27 protein-coding genes are annotated in these 26,580 nt (G+C 71.1%); 20 read left to right on the plus strand and 7 right to left on the minus strand.

Translation table 11 applies throughout. The features are described from left to right. Positions 1-36 precede the first annotated feature (36 nt). Genes OG943_RS03370 through OG943_RS03385 form a run of 4 tightly spaced genes read left to right on the plus strand, consistent with a single transcriptional unit; the run spans position 37 to position 4,225 of the window. Positions 37-1,167 (plus strand): Gfo/Idh/MocA family protein, encoded by a 1,131-nt coding sequence (locus OG943_RS03370; protein WP_328611987.1) that lies wholly within the window; start codon positions 37-39, stop codon positions 1,165-1,167. Further along, positions 1,164-2,330 carry a dihydrodipicolinate synthase family protein gene (locus OG943_RS03375; protein ID WP_328608179.1) on the plus strand — a complete coding sequence of 389 codons (1,167 nt, stop codon included), beginning with the start codon at positions 1,164-1,166 and terminating at the stop codon, positions 2,328-2,330. Before OG943_RS03370 ends, OG943_RS03375 begins: the two co-directional genes overlap by 4 nt. Continuing rightward, positions 2,327-3,163 (plus strand): sugar phosphate isomerase/epimerase family protein, encoded by an 837-nt coding sequence (locus tag OG943_RS03380; RefSeq protein WP_328608180.1) that lies wholly within the window; start codon positions 2,327-2,329, stop codon positions 3,161-3,163. Before OG943_RS03375 ends, OG943_RS03380 begins: the two co-directional genes overlap by 4 nt. Positions 3,164-3,175: 12 nt before the next feature. Beyond that, a complete protein-coding gene (locus tag OG943_RS03385) occupies positions 3,176-4,225 on the plus strand; it encodes a LacI family DNA-binding transcriptional regulator (RefSeq protein ID WP_328608181.1) in 1,050 nt (349 codons plus the stop codon). A gap of 61 nt (positions 4,226-4,286) precedes the next feature. Here OG943_RS03385 and OG943_RS03390 read toward each other — a convergent pair whose 3' ends face one another. After that, entirely contained in the window at positions 4,287-5,258 is a 972-nt protein-coding gene (locus OG943_RS03390) for a quinone oxidoreductase family protein (protein ID WP_328608182.1), read from the minus strand. A 97-nt stretch (positions 5,259-5,355) separates the two neighbouring features. On the opposite strand from OG943_RS03390, the gene OG943_RS03395 reads away from it, so the two are divergent. Both OG943_RS03395 and OG943_RS03400 read left to right on the plus strand, forming a co-directional pair. Then, on the plus strand, positions 5,356-5,682 hold the full coding sequence (locus OG943_RS03395) for a hypothetical protein (RefSeq protein ID WP_328608183.1): 327 nt from the start codon (positions 5,356-5,358) through the stop codon (positions 5,680-5,682). After that, the gene (locus tag OG943_RS03400) at positions 5,679-6,545 is read left to right on the plus strand and encodes an ATP-grasp domain-containing protein (protein WP_328608184.1); all 867 of its coding nucleotides are present in this window, start codon (positions 5,679-5,681) and stop codon (positions 6,543-6,545) included. The genes OG943_RS03395 and OG943_RS03400 overlap by 4 nt, the downstream gene beginning before the upstream one ends. Here OG943_RS03400 and OG943_RS03405 read toward each other — a convergent pair. After that, positions 6,542-7,465, minus strand: coding sequence for an acyl-CoA desaturase (locus OG943_RS03405; RefSeq protein WP_328608185.1), 924 nt, complete (start codon positions 7,463-7,465; stop codon positions 6,542-6,544). The two genes, OG943_RS03400 and OG943_RS03405, sit on opposite strands and share 4 nt — an antisense overlap. A gap of 109 nt (positions 7,466-7,574) precedes the next feature. Next, the gene (locus tag OG943_RS03410; protein ID WP_328608186.1) at positions 7,575-8,543 is read right to left on the minus strand and encodes a COX15/CtaA family protein; all 969 of its coding nucleotides are present in this window, start codon (positions 8,541-8,543) and stop codon (positions 7,575-7,577) included. 138 nt (positions 8,544-8,681) lie between these two features. On the opposite strand from OG943_RS03410, the gene OG943_RS03415 reads away from it, so the two are divergent. Then, positions 8,682-9,668 carry a hypothetical protein gene (locus OG943_RS03415; protein WP_328608187.1) on the plus strand — a complete coding sequence of 329 codons (987 nt, stop codon included), beginning with the start codon at positions 8,682-8,684 and terminating at the stop codon, positions 9,666-9,668. 33 nt (positions 9,669-9,701) lie between these two features. Here OG943_RS03415 and OG943_RS03420 read toward each other — a convergent pair whose 3' ends face one another. Genes OG943_RS03420 through mptB form a run of 3 tightly spaced genes read right to left on the minus strand, consistent with a single transcriptional unit; the run spans position 9,702 to position 13,051 of the window. Next, the gene (locus OG943_RS03420) at positions 9,702-10,490 is read right to left on the minus strand and encodes an ABC transporter permease (RefSeq protein ID WP_328608188.1); all 789 of its coding nucleotides are present in this window, start codon (positions 10,488-10,490) and stop codon (positions 9,702-9,704) included. Next, the gene (locus tag OG943_RS03425; protein WP_328608189.1) at positions 10,487-11,413 is read right to left on the minus strand and encodes an ABC transporter ATP-binding protein; all 927 of its coding nucleotides are present in this window, start codon (positions 11,411-11,413) and stop codon (positions 10,487-10,489) included. The genes OG943_RS03420 and OG943_RS03425 overlap by 4 nt, the downstream gene beginning before the upstream one ends. 6 nt (positions 11,414-11,419) lie before the next feature. Continuing rightward, entirely contained in the window at positions 11,420-13,051 is a 1,632-nt protein-coding gene (mptB, locus tag OG943_RS03430) for a polyprenol phosphomannose-dependent alpha 1,6 mannosyltransferase MptB (protein ID WP_328611988.1), read from the minus strand. 135 nt (positions 13,052-13,186) lie between these two features. Here mptB and OG943_RS03435 point away from each other — a divergent pair, with 135 nt between their 5' ends. The 10 genes from OG943_RS03435 (at position 13,187) to OG943_RS03480 (ending at position 24,112) form a co-directional block, all read left to right on the plus strand. Then, positions 13,187-14,050: a helix-turn-helix transcriptional regulator gene (locus tag OG943_RS03435; RefSeq protein ID WP_328608190.1), complete on the plus strand. Its 864-nt coding sequence runs from the start codon at positions 13,187-13,189 to the stop codon at positions 14,048-14,050. Beyond that, positions 14,047-15,495, plus strand: a complete 1,449-nt coding sequence (gene sufB / locus OG943_RS03440; RefSeq protein WP_328608191.1) for a Fe-S cluster assembly protein SufB — start codon at positions 14,047-14,049, stop codon at positions 15,493-15,495. Before OG943_RS03435 ends, sufB begins: the two co-directional genes overlap by 4 nt. A 2-nt stretch (positions 15,496-15,497) precedes the next feature. Continuing rightward, positions 15,498-16,670: a Fe-S cluster assembly protein SufD gene (sufD, locus tag OG943_RS03445; RefSeq protein ID WP_328608192.1), complete on the plus strand. Its 1,173-nt coding sequence runs from the start codon at positions 15,498-15,500 to the stop codon at positions 16,668-16,670. A 48-nt stretch (positions 16,671-16,718) separates the two neighbouring features. Beyond that, positions 16,719-17,489 carry a Fe-S cluster assembly ATPase SufC gene (gene sufC, locus OG943_RS03450; protein ID WP_328608193.1) on the plus strand — a complete coding sequence of 257 codons (771 nt, stop codon included), beginning with the start codon at positions 16,719-16,721 and terminating at the stop codon, positions 17,487-17,489. Positions 17,490-17,547: 58 nt separating this feature from the next. Next, positions 17,548-18,867: a cysteine desulfurase gene (locus OG943_RS03455; protein ID WP_328608194.1), complete on the plus strand. Its 1,320-nt coding sequence runs from the start codon at positions 17,548-17,550 to the stop codon at positions 18,865-18,867. Positions 18,868-18,880: 13 nt separating this feature from the next. Further along, positions 18,881-19,330: a Fe-S cluster assembly sulfur transfer protein SufU gene (gene sufU, locus OG943_RS03460; RefSeq protein WP_328608195.1), complete on the plus strand. Its 450-nt coding sequence runs from the start codon at positions 18,881-18,883 to the stop codon at positions 19,328-19,330. Further along, positions 19,327-19,803, plus strand: a complete 477-nt coding sequence (locus tag OG943_RS03465) for a metal-sulfur cluster assembly factor (RefSeq protein WP_328608196.1) — start codon at positions 19,327-19,329, stop codon at positions 19,801-19,803. Before sufU ends, OG943_RS03465 begins: the two co-directional genes overlap by 4 nt. Before the next feature lie 532 nt (positions 19,804-20,335). Further along, a complete protein-coding gene (locus OG943_RS03470; protein ID WP_328608197.1) occupies positions 20,336-21,550 on the plus strand; it encodes an FAD-dependent oxidoreductase in 1,215 nt (404 codons plus the stop codon). Further along, on the plus strand, positions 21,550-22,194 hold the full coding sequence (locus OG943_RS03475; protein WP_328608198.1) for a TetR/AcrR family transcriptional regulator: 645 nt from the start codon (positions 21,550-21,552) through the stop codon (positions 22,192-22,194). The genes OG943_RS03470 and OG943_RS03475 overlap by 1 nt, the downstream gene beginning before the upstream one ends. A gap of 274 nt (positions 22,195-22,468) precedes the next feature. Further along, complete coding sequence (locus OG943_RS03480; protein ID WP_328608199.1) at positions 22,469-24,112, plus strand: eCIS core domain-containing protein; 1,644 nt, start codon at positions 22,469-22,471, stop codon at positions 24,110-24,112. Between the two features lie 11 nt (positions 24,113-24,123). Here the strand turns inward: OG943_RS03480 and OG943_RS03485 are convergent, their stop codons facing one another. Then, positions 24,124-25,077 carry an NADP-dependent oxidoreductase gene (locus OG943_RS03485; protein WP_328608200.1) on the minus strand — a complete coding sequence of 318 codons (954 nt, stop codon included), beginning with the start codon at positions 25,075-25,077 and terminating at the stop codon, positions 24,124-24,126. Between the two features lie 102 nt (positions 25,078-25,179). Between OG943_RS03485 and OG943_RS03490 the strand changes: the two genes are divergently transcribed. Genes OG943_RS03490 through OG943_RS03500 form a run of 3 tightly spaced genes read left to right on the plus strand, consistent with a single transcriptional unit; the run spans position 25,180 to position 26,551 of the window. After that, positions 25,180-25,779: a TetR/AcrR family transcriptional regulator gene (locus tag OG943_RS03490; protein ID WP_328608201.1), complete on the plus strand. Its 600-nt coding sequence runs from the start codon at positions 25,180-25,182 to the stop codon at positions 25,777-25,779. Between the two features lie 4 nt (positions 25,780-25,783). Then, positions 25,784-26,215: a hypothetical protein gene (locus tag OG943_RS03495; RefSeq protein WP_328608202.1), complete on the plus strand. Its 432-nt coding sequence runs from the start codon at positions 25,784-25,786 to the stop codon at positions 26,213-26,215. Beyond that, positions 26,216-26,551, plus strand: a complete 336-nt coding sequence (locus tag OG943_RS03500; RefSeq protein WP_328608203.1) for a YnfA family protein — start codon at positions 26,216-26,218, stop codon at positions 26,549-26,551. Positions 26,552-26,580 lie beyond the last annotated feature (29 nt).

Below are 26,580 nucleotides of genomic sequence, written 5' to 3' on the forward strand. Positions count from 1 at the left end.
GCAGAGGTATCGGGCGTAGAGGTGCTGCGCGTGGCGATGAACGGCGTGACCGGGCGGATGGGCTACCACCAGCATCTGCTGCGTTCCGTGCTCGCGATCCGCGACGACGGCGGGGTGGCGCTCACCGACGGACGGCGAGTGCGGCTCGAACCGGTGCTGGTGGGCCGCAATCCGGCCAAACTGGCCGAGCTGGCCGACCGGCACGGCATCACCGAGTACTCCACCGACCTGGACGCGGTACTCGCCGACCCGACCATCGGCATCTACTTCGACGCCCAGCTCACCGGGGTCCGCCGCGACGCGTTACTCGCCGCGATCCGCGCCGGTAAACACATCTACGCGGAGAAGCCGGTGGTGGAGACGGTCGAGGACGCGCTCGACATCGCCGAACGGGCCGACGCCGCCGGGCTCAAGACCGGAGTGGTGCACGACAAGCTCTACCTCCCGGGCTTGCTCAAACTGCGCCGGCTCATCGACAACGGCTTCTTCGGCCGGGTGCTGTCCGTGCGCGGCGAGTTCGGCTACTGGGTCTTCGAGGGCAGCTCGCCCGCGGCGCAGCGGCCGAGCTGGAACTACCGGGCCGAGGACGGCGGCGGCATCACCCTGGACATGTTCGCGCACTGGGCTTACGTGCTGGAGAACCTGTTCGGCCGGGTCGAGGCGGTCCTCGCCCGCACCGTCACGCACATCCCCGAACGCGTCGACGAGCGGGGCGCCACCTACGCCGCGACCGCGGATGACGCCGCCTACGCGATCTTCGAGCTGGCTGGTGGCGCGATCGCCCAGATCAACTCGTCGTGGTGCGTGCGGGTCGACCGCCAGGAGCTGGTGGAGTTCCAAGTGGACGGTGTCGAAGGCAGCGCCGTCGCCGGGCTGTGGGGCTGCCGGGTGCAGCACCGCGGCACCACGCCCCGCCCGGTGTGGAATCCGGATCTGCCAACCACCGAGTCCTTCCGCGACCAGTGGACCGAGGTCCCGGACAACGCCGAATTCGGCAACGGCTTCCGCGCGCAGTGGGAGGAGTTCGTCCGGCACGTCGCCGACGACCCCGGCGCCCCGGCCTACCGGCACGACGTGCGTTCCGGCGCCCGTGGCATCCAGCTCGCCCGCGCCGGCCTGCAGTCCTCCGCCGAGGGACGCCGGATCACGTTGGAGGAGCTGGCATGACGGCGGACCGCACCCTCCTGCGGCTGCCGCAGACCGACGGCAGCGTGCGCGAGTACCGGCCTTCCGCACCGCGGGAATTCCCCCGTCCGGCCGAGCCGTTGCGGGCACGGATCGCTTACGCCGCAGCGCATGTGGCCGCGTCGGCCCATGGCGAAAACTCGCCCGGCGCACCGGCGGCACTGGACTGGGACGCGACCCTGGCGTTCCGCCACCACCTGTGGTCCTACGGGTTCGGCGTCGCCGAGGCCATGGACACCGCCCAACGCGGCATGGGGCTGGGCTGGACGGCCACCAAGGAACTGATCACCCGCTCGGCCCGTGAGGCGGTGGCCGTGGGCGGGCTGATCGCCGCGGGCGCCGGTACGGACCACCGGCCGGAAGCGTTGTCGCTGAACGAGATTCGCGCCGCATACAGCGAGCAGATCGAGACTGTGCAAGCCGCGGGCGCGAACGTGATCCTGATGGCCAGCCGTCAGCTCGCCGCGACGGCCCGGGACGCCATGGACTACCACGAGGTCTACGCACCACTGCTGGCCGCGGCCGATCGTCCGGTGATCCTGCACTGGCTCGGCCCGATGTTCGACCCGGCGCTGGCCGGCTACTGGGGCAGCACCGATCCGGACGAGGCGGCCACAACGCTGCTGGCGCTGATCGCGGAGCACCCGTCCAAAGTGGACGGGGTGAAGGTGTCGATGCTCGACGCCGAGCTGGAGCGGCGAGTGCGGACGCGGCTGCCGGCCGGGGTGCGGCTCTACACCGGCGACGATTTCCACTACCCCGAGCTGATCCGCGGCGACGGCGAGCGGCACAGCGACGCACTGCTCGGGATCTTCGCCGCGATCGCGCCGGCCGCGTCGGCCGCCTTGCAGGCGCTGGACCGCGCCGACCTCGCGGGGTTCGACGCGCTGGCCGGCACGGTGCCGCTCGCCCGGCACCTGTTCGCCGCGCCCACCCGTTACTACAAGGCCGGGATCGCTTTCCTGGCCTGGCTTTCGGGCCACCAGCCGGGCTTTACCATGGTCGGCGGGCTGCAGAGCGGACGGAGTGTGCCGCACTACGCCGAGGCCTACCGGCTGGCCGACGAGCTGGGCCTGTTCCCCGATCCGGACGTCGCCGCGACCCGCCTGCGTGCCTTCCTGACCGTGGCGGGGGTGGCGCAGTGACCGCGAACGCCGGGCTGGCCCGGTTGTCCCTCAACCAGCGCACCATTCGCGGTGCGACCCTGCCGGAAGCCGTCACCGCCTGCGTCACGGCCGGAGTACCGGCGATCGGGCTGTGGCGGGAGGAAGTCGCCGAGACCGGTCTCGAGGCCGCGGCGGCCTGCGTCGCCGATGCCGGACTGCGGGTGTCGTCGTTGTGCCGTGGTGGATTCCTCACCGGAAGCACCGCCGCGGACCGTGCTGCCGCGCTGGCCGACAACCGGGCGGCGATCGACGAGGCGGCTGCGCTAGGCGCGCCCTGCCTGGTGCTGGTCGTCGGTGGACTGCCGGCGGGCTCCACCGATCTGGCGGCGGCCCGCGACGGCGTGCGTGCGGCGTTGCGGGACCTCGCCTCGTACGCGGGAGACCGCGGTGTGCGGCTGGCGCTGGAACCGTTGCACCCCATGTATTGCGCGGACCGGGCGGTGCTTTCCACACTGGCGCAGGCACTGGACTGGGCGGAGGAGTTCCCGGCCGGGCAGGTGGGCGTCGTGGTGGACACCTTCCACGTGTGGTGGGACCCGGACCTGCTCGCCCAGATCGCCCGCGCGGGCGAGCGCATCGCGTCCTACCAGGTGAGCGACTGGATCACCCCGCTACCCGCCGACGTCCTGCTCGGCCGGGGGATGATGGGCGACGGGCACATCGACTTCGCCCCGATCACCGCCGCCGTCGCGACGGCCGGCTACCGAGGTGACATCGAAGTGGAGATCTTCAACCAGGCGGTGTGGGACAGCCCGGCCGATCAGGTGATGACCACGATGTGCCTGCGGTACCGGGAACTGATCGCGCCGTAGCATCACGCCATCGTGAGCGACAAGAGACAGCCGGTGGCCGTGACGCTGGCGGACGTGGCGCGCCGGGCCGGGGTGTCCGCGGCCACCGTGTCACGGGTGCTCAACGGCAACTACCCGGTGGCCGGCCGGACCCGCGACCGGGTGCTGCGGGCGGTGTCCGAACTGGACTACGTGGTCAACGCGCACGCCCGCTCCCTGGCCGGGCGCACCTCCGACATGGTCGGGGTGCTGGTGAACGACGTCGCCGACCCGTTCTTCGGGCTGATCGCGGCCGGGGTGCAGGCCGAGGTGAGCGCCGCGGAACTGCTCACGGTGATCGCCAGTACCGGCGGCAATCCGGACGAGGAGCTGCGTTACGTGGAGCTGCTCATGCGGCAACGGGCCGAGGCGATCGTGCTCGTCGGCGGCCAGGCGGGTGGAGCCGAGCACGCCGCGCGGCTGGCCGCGCTGGTCCAGCGGGCCGGCGCGGCGGGCACCCGGGTCGTGCTGTGCGGGCGTCCGCCGTTGCCGGGCGCGTCGGCCGTCGAGATCGACAACCGCCGCGGTGCCGCCGGCCTGACCCGGCACCTGCTCGCCTTCGGCCATCGGCACATCGCGTATCTGACCGGTCCCTCGGGCAACACGACCACCGAAGCCCGGCTCGCCGGTCACCGGGACGCTCTCGCCGCGGCCGGCGTGGCGGAGGGACCGCTGGCCGAGGGCACCTTCACCCGGGACGGCGGCCGGCGTGCCGCGACGGCGATCCTGGCCATGGCGGACCGGCCGACCGCGATCGTGGCGGCGAACGACCTGGCCGCGGCCGGGGTGCTGGCCGCGGCCAGGGAGGCGGGGATCGCCGTGCCGGCGGACGTCTCGGTGGCCGGCTTCGACGACCTGCCGATCAGCCGGGACGCGATGCCGACCCTGACCACGGTGCGAGTGCCGCTCGACGAACTGGGCCGGCGGGCCGGCCGGATCGCCGCCGGCCAGTCGGCGTCCGAGCCGGGCGAGCTCGTGCCGGAGCTGATCGCCCGCGACTCCGTGAGCGCGCCGGCCTCCCGCCAGGTGCCGGAACGCCGTTAAGGACTCCTTGCCTACCTTGGGAGTAGGCAAGGAGTCCTTAACGGCCTTTCTCGGGCGCGCGTCACGGAATCAGGATCAGCTTCCCGGTCGTCTTCCGGCCCTGCAGGTCCTCATGGGCCTGGCGGGCGTCGGCGAGGGGGTAGCGGCCGCCGATGCGGACGTCGAGCGAACCGTCGACGACGGCTTGGAACAGCTCGTCCGCGCGCCAGTCCAGCTCCTCGCGGGTGAGCACGTAGTGGGCGGACGTCGGGCGGGTCAGGAACAGCGAGCCGCCCGAGTTGAGGCGTTGCGGGTCGATCGGGGGGACCGGGCCGCTGGCGGCGCCGAACAGCGCGAGGGTGCCGCGGATCTTCAGGCTGGCGAGGCTGCCGTCGACGGTGTCCTTGCCGACGCCGTCGTAGACCACCGCGACACCCTTGCCGCCGGTCAGCTCGCGGGTGGTCTTGGCGAAGTCCTCCTGGTCGTAGCGGATCACGTGGTCCGCGCCGGCCCCGCGCGCGAGCTGGGCCTTCTCCTCGGTGGACACGGTGCCGATCACCTGGGCGCCGCGCGACTTCGCCAGCTGCACCAGCAGCAGGCCGACACCGCCGGCGGCCGCGTGCACCAGCACGTCGTCGCCTGGCTTCACCTCGTACGTCGAGCGCACCAGGTAATGAGCCGTGACGCCCTGCAGCATGACGGCCGCCGCGACCTCGTCGGAAACGCCGTCGGGCACCTTCACCGCGATCGCCGCGGGGACCCGCTTGCGCGCCGCGTAGCTGCCCAGCGAGCCATTCCAGGCAACGCGGTCTCCGGGCGCGAAGCCCGTGACGCCTTCGCCGACCTCGGTCACGGTGCCCGCGCCTTCGAGGCCGAGCACAAACGGCAGGTCGAGGGGGTAGATGCCTTCGCGCTGGTAGGTGTCGATGAAGTTGACGCCCGCCGCGGCGACGTCCACCAGCAGTTCGCCGGCCTCCGGCGCGCCGACCTCGACGTCGGCGACCTCCAGCACCTCGGGCCCGCCGGTCCGGGTGACCTGCACAGCGGTGGACATGGTGCCTCCTCGCGTCGGTGATCCTTTCCCGGTGACAACTATGGCCGAGGCCACGCTTGTCCCGCGTCCCAGGGGGTGAGCGGTTAAGCTCGCCGACGTGGCTGAGGAGACCGAAGAGACGCCTTCCGCACCGTCCACGCCGACGGCCCGCCAGCTGGCCGCCGCCCGGGACTTCGTGGCGCGGCACGGGAAGCCGTCACGCGCTGTGGTGGAGAACATCGGCCGGGCCGGCGCCCGCGTGGTGCTGGTCGGCGCCGACGGCGCGCTGGGCGACGTGCTGGTGGCCGGCCCCGAGGCGGGCACCGCGCTCGTCGAGGCGGTGGACGACCTGGAAGCCGCGAAATGGGACAGCGAGACCGTGAAGCTGACCAAGATCGGCCCCGCGCACCGGCGCAAGATGGCCGGTCCGAGGGCGGGCCGATGAGCCGCACCGCGATCCTCGCCTCCTGCGCCAAGATGCCCGAGGGCGACGGCGACGACCAGGCCGTGCCCGCCGCGCTCGACGACCTGGGCTTCACCGTGCGCTGGGCGCCGTGGGACGACCGGGACGTGGACTTCGCCGACGCCGACGTGGTCGTGCTGCGCGCGACCTGGGACTACCCGGATCGGCGCGCGGAGTTCCTCGACTGGTGCGAGTCCGTGCCGGCCCTGTACAACCCCGCCGCGGTGGCGCGCTGGAACACCGACAAGTCCTACCTCGTCGAGCTGCAGAACGCGGGCCTGCTCGTGGTGCCGACCACGCTCGTCGAGCCGGGCGAGCAGATCCAGTGGCCGCGCGCGTCGTTCGTGGTGAAGCCGTCGGTGGGCGTGGGCTCCCGCGGCGCCGCCCGCTTCGGCGCGGACGCCGCCGGCGCCGGCGAGCACCTGCGCACGCTGCACGCCGACGGGCGGACCGCGCTCGTCCAGCCGTATCAGTCCAGTGTGGACACCCAGGGCGAGATCTCGCTGACGTACTTCGGCGGGATCTATTCGCACGCCTTCACCAAGGCGGCGATGCTCGGGTCCGATGTGGACCCGAGCGGCCTGTACCTCGCGGAGCGGATGAGCGCGGCCGTGCCGGCGCCCGAGGTCCGCGCGCTGGCGGAGGACGCCATGGACACCGCGTGCTCGCTGCTGGGCATCCTGCGCGCGGAACTGCTCTACGCCCGCGCCGACATCGTCCGCGGCGAGGACGGCCACCCGCTGCTGCTGGAGCTCGAACTGGTGGAGCCGACGCTGGGCTTCCGCCACGCCGATGCCGGCGCGCCGCTGAGGTTCGCTTCCGCGGTGCGCCAGCAGCTGGCTTAACGGACCCGCTTCGCCTCGAGGCGTTCCGCTCGGGGCCACCGGACGTCGGTGGCCCAGCCGAGGCGTTCGAACACCCAGATCACCCGCGCGGAGACGTCCACCTGGCCGCGCAGCACGCCGTGCCGGGCGCAGGTCGGGTCGGCGTGGTGGGAGTTGTGCCAGGACTCGCCCATGGACAGGATCGCGAGCGGCCAGAAGTTGGCCGCCTTGTCGCGGCTGGCGAAGGGCCGTTCGCCGATCAGGTGGCACACCGAGTTCACCGACCAGCTCACGTGGTGCAGGAACGCGATCCGCACCAGCCCGGCCCAGAAGAACCCCGTCACCGCGCCCCACCACGACCAGCTGACCAGCCCGCCCAGCGCCGCGGGCAGCAGCAGGCTGAGCGTGATCCACAGCCAGAAGAAGCGGTTCACCACGCGCAGGTCGCGGTCGCCGACGAGGTCGGGCGCGAAGCGGTCCGCGTTGGTCACCTCGCGCTGGAACATCCAGCCCATGTGCGCGTGCCAGAACCCGCGCAGCAGCGCCGAAGGCGACGTGCCGAACAGCCACGGCGAGTGCGGGTCGCCCTCGCGGTCGGCGAACGCGTGGTGACGGCGATGGCTGGCGACCCAGAAGATCACCGAGCCCTGCACGGCCATGCTGCCCGCGACGGCGAGCGCGATCCGCAGCGCCCGCGGCGCCTTGAACGCGCCGTGCGTGAAGTACCGGTGGTAGCCGACGGTCACGCCGAGCGTGCCGAAGGTGTAGAAGACGGCGGCGAGGGCCACGTCGACCCAGGTGAGCCCCCAGCCCCACAGCAGCGGGACGGCGGCGACCAGCGCCGCGAACGGCACCAGCAGGAACGTCTTGAGCACGATCATTTCCGCGCTGCCCCGCCGTCCGGAGATCAGGGGCTTCACGGTGGACGGGACGGACGTCATGGCGCGGCACCTCAGGGGTCGGCTGGCGGCTGTCGCGCCGGAGCTTAGACGACCCCGTTGTCCACCGGGCCAAAGGTGCGTTACGGACGCGTGGCCGGCACGATGCCGGTCAGCCCGCGGCGGCGAGTTCGCGCTCCGCCGGCAGCAGCGAGACTGCCGGGCCCCGGTCGCGGGTGCCGGTCCACAGCGTCGCCGTGACGACGATGACCAGCGCCGAGCCGAGCACGTGGAACGAGACCATGGCCTCGGGCACGCCGAGCGCGTACTGCACGATGCCCAGCACGCCCTGCGCCAGCGCGACCGCCCACACCCAGGCGTAGCGCTGCCAGACGCCCTTCGGTGCGCCCACCCGCAGCAGCTGCAGGCCGAACACGGCCAGCACCAGCAGGTAGACGACCAGCAGGCCGCCGTGGGCCTGGGCGAGGTTTTCGATCGGCGCGTCGAGCCGGTGGGTGCTGGCGTCGCCGCCGTGCGGCCCCGCACCGGTGACGGTGGTGCCGGCCACGAGCACGGCCCACATCAGCACGGTCAGCAGCACCAGGATCTTGCGCCCGGACGACGGCACGAGCGGCCGCGCGGGTTCGTCGCCCTCGTTGAACGCCTTCAACAGCAGCACCGCCAGCCACACCAGGGGAGTGGACGCCAGGAAGTGGATGGCGACGGTCCACCATTCCAGCTTCGCCAGCACCGTCATGCCGCCGATGACGGCCTGCAGCACCACGCCGCCGGGCATCGTCCAGGCCAGCCGCACCAGCCGGCGGCGGTTCGGGTGGTCGAGCAGGATCCGCCACGCGGTGATCACGGCGAGCGCGGCGATCACGATCACCGCGCCGGTGAGCATCCGGTTGGAGAACTCGATCCACTGGTTCACCGCGTGGATGCCGGGGTGGTCCACCGGGACCAGGCTGCCGGGCACGCACTGCGGCCACGTCGGGCAGCCGAGGCCCGAACCCGTCACGCGCACCACGGACCCCGTGACGCCGATCCCGCCCATCGCCACCACGGAGGCGACGCCGACGGCCCGCTGGACCGTCGCGGAGGGGTACGGCAGGCGGGCGATCAGACTGGGGAAGAGCACGGGGGAATCGTACTCGTGAGTGTTCAGGACGGTTCTAACCGGCATAACCACTCACGAGCTTTATCCACATCTCCACCACTCATCCACAGATTTCGCTTCTGCGGCCATGGGGCGCTTTCGCGGTGCGAGAGTCGGTTTGTGCCTCGTCATTCACGATGGTCGGAGTCCGACCGGATCCACGAAGAGCAGCTCGGCAGCTGGCGGTCACTCCTGCGGGACCAGGCCGGAGTCATCTCGCGTGCGCAGCTGAAGGCGCACGGCCACGGCGCGCACGACATTTCGGCCAATCTCGTGGCGGGTCGGTGGCAGCGGCTGCTCCCGAGGGTCTACGCGACCTTCACCGGAAAGCCGGACCGTCTCGCCCTGATGAACGCGGCGATTCTGTATGGCGGAGCCCACGCTGTGCTGAGCCACCGGACGGCTGCCGAGGAATGGCAGATGCTGCCCGTCGAAGCCGGGCCGATCGAGATCACCGTGCCCTACCACAACTCCGCGGTCTCGCAGCTGCCATGGGTCAGGGTGCACCGGTCCCGGGCCTTGGCCCACACCGCGCTCGCCGTTCCGCTGCCGAGAACCCGGAGGACGGTCACGATCGTCGACCTCGCGGTCGCGGCACCGTCCGCGCGGGCCGCATTATACCTGGTCGTGGACCTCGTCAGCCGACACGCGATCAGCGTGGCGGACATGCTCGAGTGCGTGGGCGCACGGGCACCCAATCGCTACCGAACGGTCATCGCGCAGGCTCTGGACCTGGTCGGCGGCGGGCTGATGTCGGCTTTGGAAGTCGAATACGCGGAGCGGGTGGAGCTGGCGCACGGTCTGCCGGCGGGCAGCCGCCAGGTGCCCTTCACCGTGGACGGCAAGACTTTGTGGGAGGACGTCGCCTACGACGGAACCGGCGTGGCGTTGACGGTGCGGCTCGATGGCCGGGCCACGCACAGCATCGCGGGAGTGGCGTTCCGCGATCGCCGCCGTGACAACGCCGCGGAGCTCGCGGGCCGGTCCCGGCTGACCTACGGATGGCGGGACGTACATGAGGACCCCTGCGGCGTCGCGCGTGAGGTGGCGAGTGTGCTGACGCGGCTGGGTTGGCGGGGCGGCGAGAAAGCTTGTGAGTGTTTATGACGGTTCTAACCGTCATAAACACTCACAAGCAGTTCAGGTCAGCTTCGTGGTCCGGGTCGCCAGCGCGCCCGCCGCCACGGCCCACACCACGAGCACGGCCAGCGGCCCCACCGCGAAGTGGCCGTCCACCAGTGCGGCGCGCAGGCCTTCCGCGAGCGCGCCCGAGGGCAGCAGCGAGACGACCACGCCCACCCCGGACGGCAGCGCCGAGGGGGCCAGCAGGATGCCGCCCGCGAGCAGCAGCACGAACCAGACGATGTTGGCCAGCGCCAGCACGGCTTCCGCGCGCAGGGCGCCGCCGAGCAGGACGCCGAGCGCGCCGAACGCCAGCGTGCCCACCAGCAGGAGCACGATCGCCGCCGCGAGGCCCGCCGGGGACGGCGACCAGCCCAGCAGCGCCGCCACCACGCCGATCACCACGGCCTGCAGCACGACCACCACCAGCGCGGCCACCACCCGGCCGGCCACGAGCAGCCAGCGGGGCAGCGCGGTGGCCGAAAGCCGCTTCAGCACGCCGTAGCGCCGGTCGAAGCCGAGCGCGATGGCCTGGCCGGTGAAGGCCGACGACATCACGGCCAGCGCCAGGATCCGCGGCGTGATCCAGTCCACTTTGGACGCCGAGCCGAGCTGGCTCGCGGGCAGCACGTCCAGCAGGCTCAGGCCGATCAGCAGCGCGATCGGGATGATCAGCGTCAGCAGGAGCTGTTCGCCGTGGCGCAGCGTCAATCCGGCCTCGACGCGCGCGTGCGTGCGCAGCATCTTGCCGAGCGACCCGCGGCCGGGCGCCGGGGTGAAAGTCCCCGCGGGGAACGGAGTGGTCATGCCCGCAGCTCCCGTCCGGTCAGCTCGAGGAAGACCTCTTCCAGCGTTCGCCGCCCGACCTGGAGCTGTTCCGGCAGCACACCCTGCTGCGCGCACCACGCCGTGACGGTCGACACCACCTGCGGGTCGACCGCGCCCTCGACGAGGTAGGCGCCCGGCGCGGTCTCGCTCACCCGGTAGCCCTCGGGCAGCGCGGCGGCGAGCAGCGCGGTGTCCAGCCGGGTCCGGGCGCGGAACCGCAGCTGCGCGGCGTCACCCGACTCCAGCGTGAGCGCGTGCGGGGAGCCTTCGACGACGACCTTGCCGTGGTCCACGATCACCACCTGGTCGGCCAGTGCCTCCGCCTCCTCCATCAGGTGCGTGGTGAGCAGCACGCTCACGCCGTCGGCGCGCAGCGCGCCCAGCAGCTCCCAGACCAGGCGGCGCGCCTGCGGGTCCATGCCGGCCGTCGGCTCGTCGAGGAACACCAGCTCCGGGCGGCCGATCAGCGCGCAGGCCAAGGAAAGCCGCTGCTGCTGGCCGCCGGAGAGGCGCTTGAACGGGGTCCGCCGCACGGCCGCCAGGCCGAGCACGTCGAGCAGCCACGCGGGGTCCAGCGGGTCCGCCGCGCACGAGGCGACGAGCGAGAGCATCTCGTCCGCGCGGACTCCGGGGTACGCGCCGCCGCCCTGCGGCATGATGCCGACGCGCGGGCGCAAAGCCGCGCCGTCCTTCACCGGGTCGAGGCCGAGTACTCGCACTTTTCCCGCGTCAGGCCTGCGGAAACCCTCGCAGATCTCGACGGTGGTGGTCTTGCCCGCGCCGTTCGGGCCGAGCAGGGCCAGCAGGCAGCCGCGCTCCATCCGCAGGTCGAGACCGTCGACGGCGGTGGTGGAGCCGTAGCTTTTCACCAGGCCGGTGAGCTCGACGGCGGGGTTGTTCACAACGGCTCACGATACGACGTCGGCCACGGCCTTCGGTTCCGGGGACGTCCTGGACAGCAGGAGCGGGGAGAGGCGGTACACCACGGCGAGGCCGCCGAGGGTCACCAGCGCCGCGGCGCCGTAGGCCCACGGCAGGATGTAGGCGTGCCCGTCGAAGGCGCTTCCGGTGGGGGGCAACAGGAACGGCAGCCCGGCGCTGATCACCGTCGCGGCGGTCCGGAACCGCGAGGTGCCGGCGGCCGCGGCCAGCGGGATCACCGCCCACAGCACGTACCAGGGCTGCAGGCTGATCTGCAGGATCATCGCCGCGCCCAGCCCGACGCCGAGGCCGATGATCGGCCGGTAGCGCCACTTGAAGCTGGCCCAGAGGAACTTGACCGTGACCGCGGCGGTGACCACGTAGCCGAGCACGCCGATGATCGGCACCAGCGCGTTGGTGTGGTTGCCGAGGCCGAGCGCGATGCCGAGCACCCCGGCCAGGTTCGCGAGCTCGGCGGTGGGGGAGATCCAGGACCGCACGAGCCCCGGCGTGGCCAGCGTCGTGCCGACCCAGCCGAAGCCGAGCCCCGTGCCGTAGCAGACCGCGACGAGCACCACGCCGAACAGCAGCGCCATCGGGACGCCCGCCCACACCAGGTCCTTCAGCCGGCCGTGCCAGCGGCGCGCCACCATCACCGCGAAGAACGGCAACGCCAGCAGCGCGGGCACCTTGATCGAGGCGCCGAGTGTGATGATCGTGACGCCGAGCGCGATGAACAGCAGCTCCCCGCGCGCCAGCGGCGGCGGGCTGTCGCCCTTGACCCGCACCGGCAGCCTGCGGATGCCGACCTCCAGCCCGGCCACCATCAGGCCGATGGCCAGCGAGTCGTTGTGGGCGCCCGCGACGAAGTGGAAGATCAGCAGCGGGTTCGCCGCGCCGAGCCACAGCGCGGTGACCGGCTGCACGCCGAACCGGCGGGCCAGCCGCGGCACCGCCCACACGATCAGCACCACGCCCACCAGCGCGAGCGCGCGCTGCAGCAGCACGCCGACCACGATGTCGTTGCCGCCGACCGGGGCGAGCCAGCCGCCGAGGCGCAGCAGCAGCGGGCCGTAGGGCGCCGGGGTGTCGCGCCACATGTTCGACACACCCGCGGTGAGCGGGTCGGCGATGCCGAGCGCCGGCGCCGGGCCCAGCTGGTACGGGTCCATGCCGCGGTGCACGATCTCGCTCTGCGCCAGGTAGCTGTAGACGTCGCGGGAGAACAGCGGCGGGATCAGCAGCAGCGGCGCGACCCACATGGCGATCGTGCGGGCGAGCTGGCCCTGCGTCGCCAGCCGCGCGCTGGCCGGCCGGGCGAAGCGGCCGAGCATCAGCCAGCTGAGCACGAGGATGCCCATGCCGGAGAAGGCGATGGCGAGCGAGACCGACGGGATCCGGGTGAACAGCCGCAGCACCGGCAGGTTCTGCACCGGGTTGATCACCGGGGCGGCGCCCGCGCCGAGCGAGCCGAGCGCGAGGAACAGCGAGCCGACCGTGCCGAACCGGCGGACCACGTCCAGTCCGCGGTGTTCCGCCTGGTCGAGCGGCTGCGGCTCGTGCGGGCGGACGGGTGAAGGCGGCGCCACGGTCGTCGCCGTGTCGCCCGCTACGCCCACTTCCGGGTCCCGCTGCACGGGTTGTTCGCCGACTGCCACGCCAGGAAGGGTATCGAGTCGCCCTGGCGGGTGATGCGGGTCACTGGCGGACGCCCCGCCTTTGCCCACGGCGGGGAAATAAGACACACTTGTGTTGTGAAAAAGAACGGGACTCCGGACGAGACGGGCGGCGACGTGTCGCGCGCCGTGTCCGTCGGCGTTCCCGTGCAGGTCAACGCCGTGAACGCGGCCGAGGGCCGGACCCGCCACGAGGTGGCGCGGCTGCTGCTGGAGCAGGGCCCGATCTCTGCGGCGGTCGTCGCGGAGCAACTCGGGATCAGCCCGACGGCGGTACGCCGGCACCTGGACGCGATGGTGGCCGACGGCGGGGCGGAGACCCGCGACGCGTCGCGCCGGGAGCCGCGCGGCCGCGGCCGGCCCGCCAAGCTCTTCCTGCTCACCGAGTCGGGCCGGGCCCGGTTCGGGCACGCCTACGACGACCTCGCCGTGTCGGCCATCCGCTTCCTCGCCGAGCACGCGGGGCCGGACGCCGTGCGCGCGTTCGCCGAGAGCCGGGTCGAGGCCCTCGTCGGGCCGCACAAGCCGGCGATCACCGGATCGGGTGACCCGGTGATCCGTGCCGAGGCCCTGGCCACCGCCCTGACCAGGGAGGGCTACGCTGCGTCGACCCGTCAGGTCGGCTCCCCGGGCGGCCCCGGCCACAACGTCGGGGCACAGCTTTGCCAGCACCATTGCCCGGTCGCGCACGTCGCCGCGGAGTTCCCGCAGCTGTGCGAGGCCGAGACCGAAGCGTTCGCCCGGCTGCTCGGCACCCACGTGCAGCGCCTGGCGACGATCGCACGCGGCGACAACGCGTGCACCACACACGTACCCGTCACAGCGACGGGTATCCCGGCCCATCCCGAGCCGGACAGCACCAGGCCTCCGGAGGCGGCCGCGGCGACGCGGCCGGCCCAGGGGCGTACAGCACGGATCCCGAATGGAGGGAAACCCGCATGACTGCCGCTGCCGAGCAGCGCACTCCCACCACCGCGCCACTGAGCCAGGAAGAGACCATCGAGTCCCTTGGCAAGTACGCGTTCGGCTGGGCCGACTCCGACGAAGCGGGCGCCAGCGCCCGTCGTGGGCTGAACGAGGACGTCGTCACCGACATCTCCTCGAAGAAGTCCGAGCCGGAGTGGATGCGCGACGCCCGCTTGAAGGCGCTCAAGCTCTTCGAGCTGAAGCCGATGCCCAACTGGGGCGCCGACCTCTCCGGGATCGACTTCGAGAACATCAAGTACTTCGTGCGCTCCAGCGAGAAGCAGGCCACCAGCTGGGAAGAGCTGCCCGAGGACATCAAGAACACCTACGACAAGCTCGGCATCCCCGAGGCGGAGAAGCAGCGCCTCGTGGCCGGCGTCGCCGCGCAGTACGAGTCCGAGGTCGTCTACCACTCCATCCGCGAGGACCTGGAGGCGCAGGGCGTCCTGTTCCTGGACACCGACACCGCGCTGAAGACGCACCCGGAGCTGTTCGAGGAGTACTTCGGCTCGGTGATCCCGGCCGGGGACAACAAGTTCTCCGCGCTGAACACGGCGGTGTGGTCCGGCGGCTCGTTCATCTACGTGCCCAAGGGCGTCAAGGTGGACATCCCGCTGCAGGCCTACTTCCGGATCAACACCGAGAACATGGGCCAGTTCGAGCGCACCCTGATCATCGTCGACGAAGACGCCTACGTGCACTACGTCGAAGGCTGCACCGCGCCGATCTACCAGTCCGACTCGCTGCACTCGGCGGTCGTCGAGATCATCGTGAAGAAGGGCGGCCGCTGCCGCTACACGACGATCCAGAACTGGTCGAACAACGTCTACAACCTGGTCACCAAGCGCGCCAAGTGCGAAGAGGGCGCGACCATGGAGTGGATCGACGGCAACATCGGCTCCAAGGTGACCATGAAGTACCCGTCGGTCTTCCTGATGGGCGAGCACGCCAAGGGTGAAGTCCTCTCGGTCGCTTTCGCGGGCGAGGGCCAGCACCAGGACGCGGGCGCCAAGATGGAGCACCTCGCGCCGCACACCTCCTCGACCATCGTGTCGAAGTCGGTGGCGCGCGGCGGCGGCCGGACGTCCTACCGGGGCCTGGTGCGGGTCGCCAAGCGCGCGCACCACTCGCGGTCCAGCGTGGTCTGCGACGCGCTGCTGGTGGACACGATCTCGCGCTCGGACACCTACCCGTACGTGGACATCCGCAACGACGAGGTGTCCATGGGCCACGAGGCCACGGTGTCCAAGGTCAGCGAAGAGCAGCTGTTCTACCTGATGTCGCGCGGCCTCGACGAGGCCGAGGCGATGGCGATGATCGTGCGCGGGTTCGTCGAGCCCATCGCGCGTGAGCTGCCGATGGAGTACGCGCTCGAGCTGAACCGCCTGATCGAGCTCCAGATGGAAGGGTCCGTCGGCTAGTCATGTCGGTTACCGAGAACAACGTTTCCGAAGCCCTTCGCGAGGGGGCCGTCATTCCGGCGGCTTCCCGCGCGGAGCGCTTCACCTCCTACGACGTCGAAGCCTTCGAGGTCCCGGGCGGCCGTGAGGAGAACTGGCGCTTCACGCCGATGAAGCGGCTGCGCGGCCTGCACGACGGCAGCGCGGCCGCCTCCGGCGAGATCACGCTGGACGCCGACGCCGCACCCGAGCTGAAGATCGAGACCGTCGACCGTGACGACTCCCGGCTGGGCCAGGCCGGGGTGCCGAGCGACCGGATCGCGGCGCAGGCCTACTCGGCCTTCACCAAGGCCACCGTCGTGACGGTGCCGAAGGAGACCACGGCGTCGAAGCCGTCGGTGCTGCGCATCCACGGTCCCGGCGAGGGCAAGGTCGCCTACGGGCACCTGCAGGTCCGCGTCGAGGCGTTCGCGCAGGCCGTGATCGTGCTCGACCACGTCGGCTCCGGCACGTACGCGGACAACGTCGAGTTCCTCGTCGGCGACTCGGCGAAGCTCACCGTGGTCAGCGTCCAGGACTGGGCCGACGACGCGGTGCACGTCTCCGAGCAGCACCTCAAGGTCGGCCGCGACGCCACGCTCAAGCACACCGTGATCACCCTGGGCGGCAACCTGGTCCGCATCTCGCCGACCGCGGCCTTCGCCGAGCGCGGCGGTGACGTGGAGATGCTGGGCGTCTACTTCTCCGACGCCGGCCAGCACCAGGAGCACCGGCTGTTCGTGGACCACGCGGTGCCCAACTGCAAGTCGCGGGTCGGGTACAAGGGCGCGCTGCAGGGCGAGGGCGCGCACTCGGTCTGGATCGGCGACGTGCTGATCCGCGCCGCCGCCGAAGCCACCGACACCTACGAGTTCAACCGCAACCTGGTGCTCACGCCGGGAGCGCGCGCGGACTCCGTGCCGAACCTGGAGATCGAGACCGGCGAGATCGAAGGCGCCGGCCACGCGAGCGCGACGGGAAGGTTCGACGACGAGCAGTTGTTCTACCTCCAGTCGCGCGGGATCGCCGAAGAAGCCGCTCGACGCTTGGTCGTGCGCGGGTTCTTCCACGAGATCCTGGTGAAGATCGACGTCCCCGAGGTGCGCGAGCGCCTCGAAGCCGCGATCGAGGCCGAGCTCGAAGCCGTTGGCGTCTGACGCCGTCCACCGCAGACTTTAGGCCCCCGCAGATTTAGGAAATGTAGAATGGCTACCCTGGAAATCAAGGACCTGCACGCCTCGGTGACCACCGAGGAAGGTGCCAAGGAGATCCTCAAGGGCGTCGACCTGACCATCCGGTCGGGCGAGACCCACGCGATCATGGGCCCGAACGGCTCCGGCAAGTCCACCCTGTCCTATGCCATCGCCGGCCACCCGAAGTACCAGGTGACCTCCGGCGAGGTGCTGCTGGACGGCGAGAACGTGCTGGAGATGAGCGTCGACGAGCGCGCCCGCGCCGGCCTCTTCCTGGCCATGCAGTACCCGGTCGAGGTGCCCGGCGTCTCGATGTCCAACTTCCTCCGCACCGCGGTCACCGCGGTCCGTGGCGAGGCCCCCAAGCTGCGCCACTGGGTCAAGGAAGTCAAGGAGGAGATGAACAAGCTCGAGATCTCCCAGGAGTTCGCCGAGCGCAGCGTGAACGAGGGCTTCTCCGGCGGCGAGAAGAAGCGCCACGAGATCCTGCAGCTGTCGCTGCTCAAGCCGAAGTTCGCCATCCTCGACGAGACCGACTCCGGCCTCGACGTGGACGCGCTGCGCGTCGTCTCCGAGGGCGTCAACGAGTACAAGGCTTCGAGCGAGGTCGGCGTCATGCTGATCACGCACTACACCCGGATCCTGCGGCACATCACGCCGGACTTCGTGCACGTGTTCGCCGGCGGCAAGATCGTCGAGTCGGGCGGCAAGGAGCTGGCCGACGAGCTGGAGGAGCACGGCTACGTCAAGTACGTCGGCAAGGCCGAGCCGGCCGCCATCTGACGTCTTCGGCGTCCGCCGGACCGAAGTTCCCGACTACACCGAGAGAGGAGTTGGCTCGATGACCACCACGGCTTCGAACAGCCCGACCAACTCTGTTCCCCTTGACGTGGCGGCGCTGCGCGCCGACTTCCCCATCCTGTCCCGCACCGTGCGCGACGGGAAACCCTTGGTGTACCTGGACTCCGGCGCGACCTCGCAACGGCCGACGCAGGTCCTCGACGCCGAGCGGCGGTTCCTCGAGACCTCGAACGCCGCCGTGCACCGCGGTGCCCACCAGCTCGCCGAGGAGGCGACCGACGCGTACGAGTCCGCCAGGGCCCGGATCGCGGAGTTCACCGGGGCCTCCCCGGAGGAGCTGGTGTTCACCAAGAACGCCACCGAGGGCATCAACCTGGTGGCGTACGCGATGAGCAACGCGGCCACCGACCCGGAGAGCGCGGCCGGCCGGTTCGTGGTCGGCCCGGGTGACGAGATCGTCATCACCGAGATGGAGCACCACGCGAACCTCGTGCCCTGGCAGCAGTTGTGCCAGCGCACCGGGGCGACGCTGAAGTGGTTCAAGGTGACCCCCGAGGGCCGCCTCGACCTCTCGGACATCGACGAGCTGATCACGCCGCGCACGAAGCTGGTGGCGTTCGCGCACCAGTCCAACGTGCTGGGCACGATCAACCCGGTCGAACGGCTGGTGGCCAAGGCGAAGCAGGTCGGCGCGCTGACCCTGCTCGACGCCTGCCAGTCGATCCCGCACGGGCTGTACGGCCAGGGCGCGGTCGACCTCGGCGCGCTGGGCGTCGACTTCGCCGTGTGGTCCGGGCACAAGATGCTGGCGCCGTCCGGCATCGGCGTGCTCTACGGCCGCACGGAGCTGCTCGAAGCGATGCCGCCGTTCCTCACCGGCGGCTCGATGATCGAGCTGGTCCGGATGGAGAAGACGACGTTCGCGCCGCCGCCGCAGAAGTTCGAGGCGGGCGTGCCGATGACCTCGCAGGCCATCGGGCTCGGCGCGGCCGTGGACTACCTGTCGGCGATCGGCATGGACCGCGTCGCGGCGCACGAGCACCTGCTCACCGAGCGGGCGCTGGCCGGGATCGGCGCCATCGACGGCGTCCGGATCATCGGGCCCACCGACCTCGCGGACCGCGGCGGCACGGTGTCGTTCGTGATCGACGGCGTGCACCCGCACGACGCCGGCCAGGTGCTCGACAGCCTGGGCATCGCCGTGCGCGTCGGCCACCACTGCGCGTGGCCGCTGCACCGGGCGTGCGGGGTGCCCGCCACCGTGCGGGCGACGTTCTACCTGTACAACACTCTGTCCGAAGTGGACGCCCTCGTCGACGGGATCCGCGAGGCGCAGAAGTTCTTCGGAGTCGCCCAGTGAACAGGACAGCACTGTGAACCTGGAGAGCATGTACCAGGAGATCATCCTGGACCACTACAAGAACCCGCACGGGCGAGGCCTGCGCGACCCGTTCGACGCGGAGTCGTTCCAGGTCAACCCGACCTGCGGGGACGAGGTCACGCTGCGGGTGAAGGTCGACGGCGGAAAGGTCGCCGACATCTCCTACGAGGGCCAGGGCTGTTCGATCAGCCAGGCTTCGACGTCCGTCATGACGGACCTCGTCGTGGGGCACACCGTGGAGGAGGCGTTCACCACCATGGACGCCTTCGTGGAACTGATGCAGGGCAGGGGCAAGGTCGAGCCGGACGAGGACGTGCTGGAGGACGGGATCGCCTTCGCGGGCGTCGCCAAGTACCCGGCCCGCGTCAAGTGCGCACTGCTCGGCTGGATGGCGTTCAAGGACGCTGTCGCCCGCACCACCACAGGAGCTGAGAAGGCATGAGCGAAGACACCCGGACCGCAGCCGTCGCCGACGAAGCGGAGGCTCCCGTTGCGGAGACCGCTGTTCCGGAGGCCCCCGCTTCGGCGGAGACCCCGGAGCACCGCGAGGGCCGCACGGCCGCCGACCTGCCGGAGCAGACCGGCTCGGTCCCGGCCGACGTGGCGAAGATCGAGGACATCGAGGAGGCCATGCGCGACGTGGTCGACCCCGAGCTGGGCATCAACGTCGTCGACCTCGGCCTGGTCTACGACATCCACGTGGAGGCCGACAAGTCGGTCACGCTCGACATGACGCTGACGTCCGCGGCCTGCCCGCTGACCGACGTGATCGAAGACCAGACCTCGGCGGCGCTGACCTCCGGCGGCCTCGTCAGCGACTTCCGGATCAACTGGGTCTGGATGCCGCCGTGGGGCCCGGAGAAGATCACCGACGACGGCCGCGAGCAGTTGCGCGCCCTCGGCTTCACCGTCTGACACCGCGCTTTTCCCAGGGCCACCTCGCATTTCGGTGCGGGGTGGCCCTTTTGGGTACGGGATTGTATAACGGCATATACGGCGCCGCTGGCGTCAAAGTTGGCTATGGAGTGTGACGACAGGTGATCGACGTGCGCCGCTCAGTTTTCGGTCCCGGGATAGGCGGTGTCGGGATCCTGCGAGCCGTCAGGAACGCTGCTCGCTGCAGCCGGGTGAAGATTCGGCCGGCCAGTCTCCGCGCTGGCCGCTCCGGCCAGTGACAGGACGGCGCCTGCCACCGTCGCGGCAAGCACGCTTACTGAGGCAATCCGACGAACCATGGACATTTCCCGCTCCTGCTGGATACGAAAACCACAGTGCCCGAGTCCACTGCATCGCCGCCGTGAGCCTGCCTTAAAGACGTCGGGATCTACCCAAAAGATTGGTGAGGCGACGAGCAGAGCTGGACGGAGGACGGGCAAGGTCACGCCGCCGGCCATGCCGACTATCGCCTGTTGTCGTACGGGTCCGTACTTACGGTACCGTATCAACCGTGAGCGAATCCTGTGTTGTCGTCGGCGCTGGTCCGGTCGGCCTGACCGCGGCACTCGCGCTGGCCCGGAAAGGCGTGCGTGTGCTGGTCCTGGAGGCTGAGTCACAAGGCCGGGACCGGCCGGGCAGCCGGGCGATCGGCTTCTTCTTCCCCACACTGAAGCGATGGGAGAGTGTCCTGCCGGGACTGGGCGAGTCGATCGCGACCTCGGGCATCCAGGTGCGGGGATACGACGCCTATTACGGCGCGAAGCGAGTCTTCGCGACTCGGTTCAAGCCGGCGCCGCCGATGAGGTGGGGCCGGGCCCTGCCGCAGCGCAAGGTCGAGGAGATCCTCTACGACCAGGCCGTCAGGCACGGCGTCGAATTCCGCTGGGCGGCGCCCGTCGCCGGCGTCACCACCCACGCCACCGGCGTCACGATCGAACTGGCCTCCGGCGAACAGCTCGCCGCGCCCTACGTCATCGCCGCCGACGGTGCGAAGTCGGTGGTACGCAAGGCAATCGGCGTGACGATGGCCGGCTGCACCGACCCGACCCCGTTCATCATCGTCGACGTCGACGAGCACCCCGACGGCTCGACCCCGGGCGCGCCCGGCTACTTCCAGTACCGCTGCCCTGAACTCGACGGGCGCAATGTCATGCACATGCCCTTCGCCGGCGGGATGCGGATCGACCTGCAATGCGCGCCGGACGACGACGCCGAGTACCTGGCCGGCCCCGAAGGCCTGCGGGAGTGGCTGCCCAAGATCGTCGACCCCTGGTTCGCCGACCACGTCCAATGGGTGTCGACCTACCGTTTTCATCAGGTCGTCGCCGACTCCTACACCGATCCGCGGCGCCGGGTACTGCTCGCGGGTGAAGCGGCACACCTGTTCGCCCCGTGGGGCGGGCGTGGCCTCAACTCGGGCGTGTTCGACGCCACCGACGCCGCGTGGGCGATCGCCGAAGCGCTGGACAGGCCCGACCCGGCCCAGGCGCGCACGGTGATCGAACGCTGCGCCACCGACCGTCGCCGGTGGGGCCTGCGCAACTGTGCCGTGTCGTCGAGAGGACTGCGGATCATGCGCGCGCAGGACCGGAGCATGCGGGTGCGGCGCGCTCTCGCCGCGCGGCTCGCGCCCCTCGTCCTGCCCGCCGGCGCGTGGCTGGCCAACGGGCCACTTCAGCTCACCCTGCCACGACCGGGAGCACCCACTTCGAATCGGTACTACTGATGACCGGGCTCCCCGAAACGACCCCGCCCGCGAGCGAAGCACGACGGCGCCAGCCGAGGATGCCGATCGACGTCCGCCGCGCGCAGGTGCTCGACGCGGCGTTGCGGCTGATCCTGCGCGACGGGTACGCGGCCGCGACGATGGAGGCCATCGCCCGCGAAGTGCAACTGGCCAAACCCCGCGTCTACAGCGCCTACCCGGGACGCGGCCCGCTCCTGGCCGCCTTGCTCGAACGCGAACAGCAACGGATGGTCGCCACGCTGGCCGAAGCGATGCCCGCGTTCACCGAGGACGGCGACGTCGACACCATCCTGGCGACCGCGATGACCAACCTGCTGGAATCGGCCACCGCGCATCCCGATTCCTGGCGGCTGCTGATGCTGGCGACCGACGACACTCCGGCCGAAGTCCGCGACCACACCGCGGCCGGACGGGAATTCGCCCTGCAACGACTACGCGCACTCCTGGACTGGGGCCGCGACCGCCGGCCGGGCCTCGCCGAGCTGGACCTCGAAATCGCCGCGCAATCACTGCTCGCGGTCGGTGAGCACGCCGTCCGGCTCGTGCTCACCCGTCCTGAGGAATTCACGCCGCAGCGCTACGCCAGGTTCACCCGTAGCCTGCTGGGTCTGCTGCCGGGCTGACGTAGTCAAAGACCAGGAACGCGTCGCCGAGCCGCTCGACGCGTTCCGCAAGGTTCCGCTGGACGATGGAAGACGACGTCGGAAAGGCCACGAGTGAGATGGTCCTGGTTCTCGGCCGCAGCTGACAGCACCGGGTGCGGGGCAAGGGCACGAAGCCGGAGTCAAGCCCGCCCGAGCGGTGACGGCACGGTGACGGGGCCGGCCGATCCTGTGGGGTGGCCACCCGCGAGCACCACTGAGGCCGCAGCCGCGGCATGGGAAGGTGAGGTGCGACATGGTCGACTTCGGCCCCCGTCCGACTCGGCAAGCCCCTGAGCAGACGCCGCTGGTCGCGCCGCGCGAGGCCGAACTTCCAGCGGCGACAATGCCTTCAGCCGTCCCCATGGACTTCAGCCGCGTTCCCGCCCGGTCCTCGACAACACGCGCCGCATCGCCGGAGCGCCCGGACGCTGTTGCTGACCAGACCGCCGCCGGATCGGTGCGGTCGCCCGGGACTCCGCTTCCGCCCGAGGTCCGGCGCCGGCTGGAAGCCCGGCTGGGTGAGGACCTCGGCGGAGTTCGAGTGCACAGCGGCCCCGAGGCGGCCCGCGCCGCCCGGGACCTGGGCGCGATCGCGTACACCTCGGGCGAGGCCATTGTGCTGGGCGACAAGGCCGGCGCCGCCGATGAGCACCTGCTGGCGCACGAGGCGGCCCATGTCGTGCAACAGCGGCACGCCAGCCGTCTCGTGCCGGGCATCAGTACCCCCACCGACTCGGCCGAACAGGCGGCCGATGCGGTGGCCGCGGGGGCGACGCGGTCCACCGCCGGTACCGGCGGTGCGGTGGCGGCGATCCTGCGGCAGGCCGACGTCACCAGGGAGAATGCGGGCGCGACACCCGCGGAGGTGGAGGCGGCCCTCACGGAATACCTGCAACGGGTGCAGCGGGAACAGGGCGGCCAGACGTTGCATTACACCGAGCAGGTGAAGTTCGCGGTCTTGCAGCTGTTCGTCGGCGATGTGAGGGGGATGACAGCCGTCCAGGCGCGGTTGTCCGGGGCGCTTCCCGGCACGCCAGCCGCCTTCGCGCACGAGGTCGCCCAGCAGGTGCGCGGCGTCATTCCCGCCGAGCGACTGAGCAAGCTACGTGCTGCCCCGGCCAAGGAGGGCTCCGACAAGCGGCCGAAGACCGTGGAAGAAGGGGCCGGTGCCCTGATCGTCGACTCGACCGTCGCTCCGATCGTCCGCGGGCTGAAGCTGTCCCCGGGCGTGCAGAAGAAAATCGTGGACGGCGCCAAGTCGGCGTTGACCGCGGGGGTGATCAAACTGGTCGACACCGTGCTGGACCAGGTGGGTGTGATCGGCGCGGACAAGGCCAGCATTCACAGCCTCGTCGAGGGCCTGATCAAGCAGCAGGCGGGCAAATCGATGGACCGCAAGCAGGACGGTGCCGGCAGCCCGTACGCGCCCGTCGTGCCGCCGTCGGTCGCGCCGGCGGTTCCGTCCGCGCCCGGCGAGACGATCGTCAAAGCGCCGGCGGTCCCGTTCGACTTCTCTCCGGTGAAGCCGCCGCCCAAACCGAGCGCCGCCCCCCCTACGCCGAGCCAGGTCGTCTCGTCGGTGGCCGCGCAGTTCGGCAGCCTGTCCTTGACGCCGGCGGGCATCCAGGCGGGCGGCTACGACCTTGTGAACGACTTCGCCGCCAAGGTCGAGGCAGGTCTCAACCTTGCCCAGAAGCAGCATCAAGACTCTCTGTACCTGGATCTCAGCGGCGATTACGCGAAGGTGAAAGACAAGGCCACCATTTTCGAGACGGCGATGGCGATCGTCTTCGCGGTGCGTGACGCACTGCCGCACCACGCCAGCTCGGTCATGCAAATCTATCTGCGGGCGGACGGGCGAGTTGTCCGCGGCTTCCGGCTGCACCCGGGCAACTGACCGGCTCGCGTTCATCCAGGCCGGTTCTGACTGAGATCGCGCAGATCGAGGACGACCTTTCCCCGGCGGGGTGGCTTCGCGGCCGTTTCGTGGGCTTGGGCCGCCTGGTGCGCCCCGTGGATTTCCCGGACCGGAACGCGGAACCGGCCCTGATCGGCGAGCGCGGCGGCGATGGCGAGTCCGTGCACGCCGTCGGCCTGACCGCCAAGGCGGCCCATGGACAGGCGGACGCCGTGAGCGGCCGCGCCGAAGTCGGCCAGGGTGACCACCCGGTCCGCGGCGCCGGTCAGGTCGATCAGTTCGCCCAGCGAACCGGCTCCCGCGACGTCGAGCGCCCGATCGGCGTCGGCTGTGGTCAGCGCGCGGACGCGGGCGGGCAGGCCGGGACCGTAGCCGACCGGTTCCGCGCCCAGGCCCTTGAGGAACTGGTGGCTTTCGGGGCGGGCGGTGCCGATCACGCGGGCGCCGCGAGCCACGGCGAGCTGGACCACGATGCTGCCGACGCCGCCGGCCGCACCGTCGACCACCAGGGTCGTGCGGTCGTCGACGTCGAGCAGGTCCAGGGCGCGGGTCGCGGTCTCGATGCCGGTGCCGGCCGCGCCGGCCTCGGCCCAGCTCAGGCCGTTCGGTTTGGGCGCCCAGAAATCCAGGACCACGAACTGCGCGCTCGCACCGCCCAGGCTGGCCACGTCGACCGCACCGAAGACCTCGTCGCCGACGGCGTAGCCCGTCACCTCGGCACCGACCTCGTCGATCACGCCGGCGGCGTCGACGCCGGGAATGTGCGGCAGGGCGAGGTTCCGGCTCATGGCGGTCTCACCCGCGCGCAGTCCCAGGTCGACGGGTGAGACCGCGGCCGTCCTGGCCACGATGCGGACCTGGCGGGGGCCGGGACGCGGCGCGGGCGCGGTGCCCACGGCCAGTACCCCGGGCGGGCCGAATCGCTCGAACTGCACAGCGAACATGATCACCTCTCCGGCCCGGGCCGTCCGGGCGTTTGATGGGGTAAACCTGGTTCCGGGGCAGACGTTCCGTCATCCGGGGAAATGAGAGGGGAGCGCGGGGCAATGACTCGGAAAGTCCGGGCCGACGCGGTCGGCAACCGTGAGCACCTCGTGGCGACGGCTCGTGCAGCCTTCGCGGCGGAGGGCGTGGACCTGTCCATGCGCGAGGTCGCCCAGCGCGCCGGGCTGGGCGTCGCGACGCTGTACCGGCACTTTCCGACGCGCACCGACCTGATCAGCGAGGCTCTCGCCGAACACGTGGCGGCGTGCCGGGCGGGCATGCGGATCGCGGAGTCGGAGCCGGACGCGTGGCTCGCGCTGAGCGGCGCCATCCGCTGGTTCGCCGAGCACCAGATCCGCGCCCCCGGGCTCAACGAGGCCCTGTCCGGTCCACACGCGACCGTTTTCCGTGCCGACCGGCAGGCCCAGGCGGCGGCGCTGGAGCGGCTCGTCGCGCGGGCGCAACGGCAGAGCGTCCTGCGGCCGGGCGTCTCGGTCGCCGACGTCCGCGTCGCGCTCATGGCCATCTCGTCGCTGCGCCCCACCCGGGCCCATCCTCGGCCGGCCGCCATCCGTACGGTGCTGGGCCTGCTGCTGGAAGGGCTGCGTTCGCCCGGCGTCGGCGGAATGCCGCGAACGCCCGGTCCGGCACGCTATAACTGAATCCATGACGGAACCAGGGAACAGCGAAGACCCGGCCGACAGACCCCGGCGCGGGCTGGCCGTGGCGGCGGTGTCGGTGGCGGTGGTCAGTCTTGTGCTGGCGGTGTCGACGTGGGCGGCCTGGCTGCTGGTGCGGCCGCGGGTGCTGGCCCAGCCCGGAAACGCGTTCCTCGGGCAGGCCCTGCTGTTCGTGCTCGGCGCGTTGTGGTTCGTGGCGCTGCTCGCGGGGGCGCTGGCGATCGTCTTCGGGATCACCGGTGGCGCGCGTCGGCATGACGGCGACCTGGCGCGGGCCGGCGCGTTGACCGGGGTGCTGACCTGCCTCGTCGCGCTCGCCGGGGCGGTCACCTTCGCGCTCAGTCCTACGTGGACGCCGATCGTGGCGTACCCGGACAGCCCCGGCAGTTATGACAACTATTTCGACCACGGGAAGTAAATGACCGTCCTGCGCTCCCTCCTGCTCTTCCTCGCCGCCGCGGTGCTGGAGATCGGCGGCGCCTGGCTGATCTGGCAGGGGGCGCGCGAGCACCGCGGCTGGGCCTGGATCGGCGGCGGCATCGTGGCGCTCGGGCTGTACGGATTTGTTGCCACCCTTCAACCGGACGCCCATTTCGGCCGCATCCTCGCGGCGTACGGCGGGATTTTCGTGGCCGGCTCGCTCGCCTGGGGCATGGTGGCCGACGGCTACCGGCCCGACCGTTTCGACGTGATCGGCGCGCTGCTCTGCCTCGCGGGCGTCGCGGTCATCATGTATGCGCCGCGAACCGGGTAACGTTCGCGGAACGGGCACGATAGACGAGC

Source organism: Amycolatopsis sp. NBC_00345 (genome assembly GCF_036116635.1).
Lineage (GTDB): Bacteria > Actinomycetota > Actinomycetes > Mycobacteriales > Pseudonocardiaceae > Amycolatopsis.

Bases quoted from the DNA above. Each gene is read 5' to 3' on its own strand.
- OG943_RS03420 (WP_328608188.1), bottom strand. From the start codon at position 10,490: ATGACCACTCCGTTCCCCGCGGGGACTTTCACCCCGGCGCCCGGCCGC.
- OG943_RS03480 (WP_328608199.1), top strand. From the start codon at position 22,469: ATGGTCGACTTCGGCCCCCGTCCGACTCGGCAAGCCCCTGAGCAGACG.
- OG943_RS03500 (WP_328608203.1), top strand. From the start codon at position 26,216: ATGACCGTCCTGCGCTCCCTCCTGCTCTTCCTCGCCGCCGCGGTGCTG.
- OG943_RS03390 (WP_328608182.1), bottom strand. From the start codon at position 5,258: ATGTCCACCGCTGTGCAGGTCACCCGGACCGGCGGGCCCGAGGTGCTG.
- OG943_RS03375 (WP_328608179.1), top strand. From the start codon at position 1,164: ATGACGGCGGACCGCACCCTCCTGCGGCTGCCGCAGACCGACGGCAGC.
- OG943_RS03495 (WP_328608202.1), top strand. From the start codon at position 25,784: ATGACGGAACCAGGGAACAGCGAAGACCCGGCCGACAGACCCCGGCGC.
- OG943_RS03485 (WP_328608200.1), bottom strand. From the start codon at position 25,077: ATGTTCGCTGTGCAGTTCGAGCGATTCGGCCCGCCCGGGGTACTGGCC.
- OG943_RS03405 (WP_328608185.1), bottom strand. From the start codon at position 7,465: ATGACGTCCGTCCCGTCCACCGTGAAGCCCCTGATCTCCGGACGGCGG.
- OG943_RS03370 (WP_328611987.1), top strand. From the start codon at position 37: ATGAACGGCGTGACCGGGCGGATGGGCTACCACCAGCATCTGCTGCGT.
- OG943_RS03490 (WP_328608201.1), top strand. From the start codon at position 25,180: ATGACTCGGAAAGTCCGGGCCGACGCGGTCGGCAACCGTGAGCACCTC.
- OG943_RS03465 (WP_328608196.1), top strand. From the start codon at position 19,327: ATGAGCGAAGACACCCGGACCGCAGCCGTCGCCGACGAAGCGGAGGCT.
- sufC (WP_328608193.1), top strand. From the start codon at position 16,719: ATGGCTACCCTGGAAATCAAGGACCTGCACGCCTCGGTGACCACCGAG.
- OG943_RS03400 (WP_328608184.1), top strand. From the start codon at position 5,679: ATGAGCCGCACCGCGATCCTCGCCTCCTGCGCCAAGATGCCCGAGGGC.
- OG943_RS03475 (WP_328608198.1), top strand. From the start codon at position 21,550: ATGACCGGGCTCCCCGAAACGACCCCGCCCGCGAGCGAAGCACGACGG.
- sufD (WP_328608192.1), top strand. From the start codon at position 15,498: ATGTCGGTTACCGAGAACAACGTTTCCGAAGCCCTTCGCGAGGGGGCC.
- sufB (WP_328608191.1), top strand. From the start codon at position 14,047: ATGACTGCCGCTGCCGAGCAGCGCACTCCCACCACCGCGCCACTGAGC.
- OG943_RS03455 (WP_328608194.1), top strand. From the start codon at position 17,548: ATGACCACCACGGCTTCGAACAGCCCGACCAACTCTGTTCCCCTTGAC.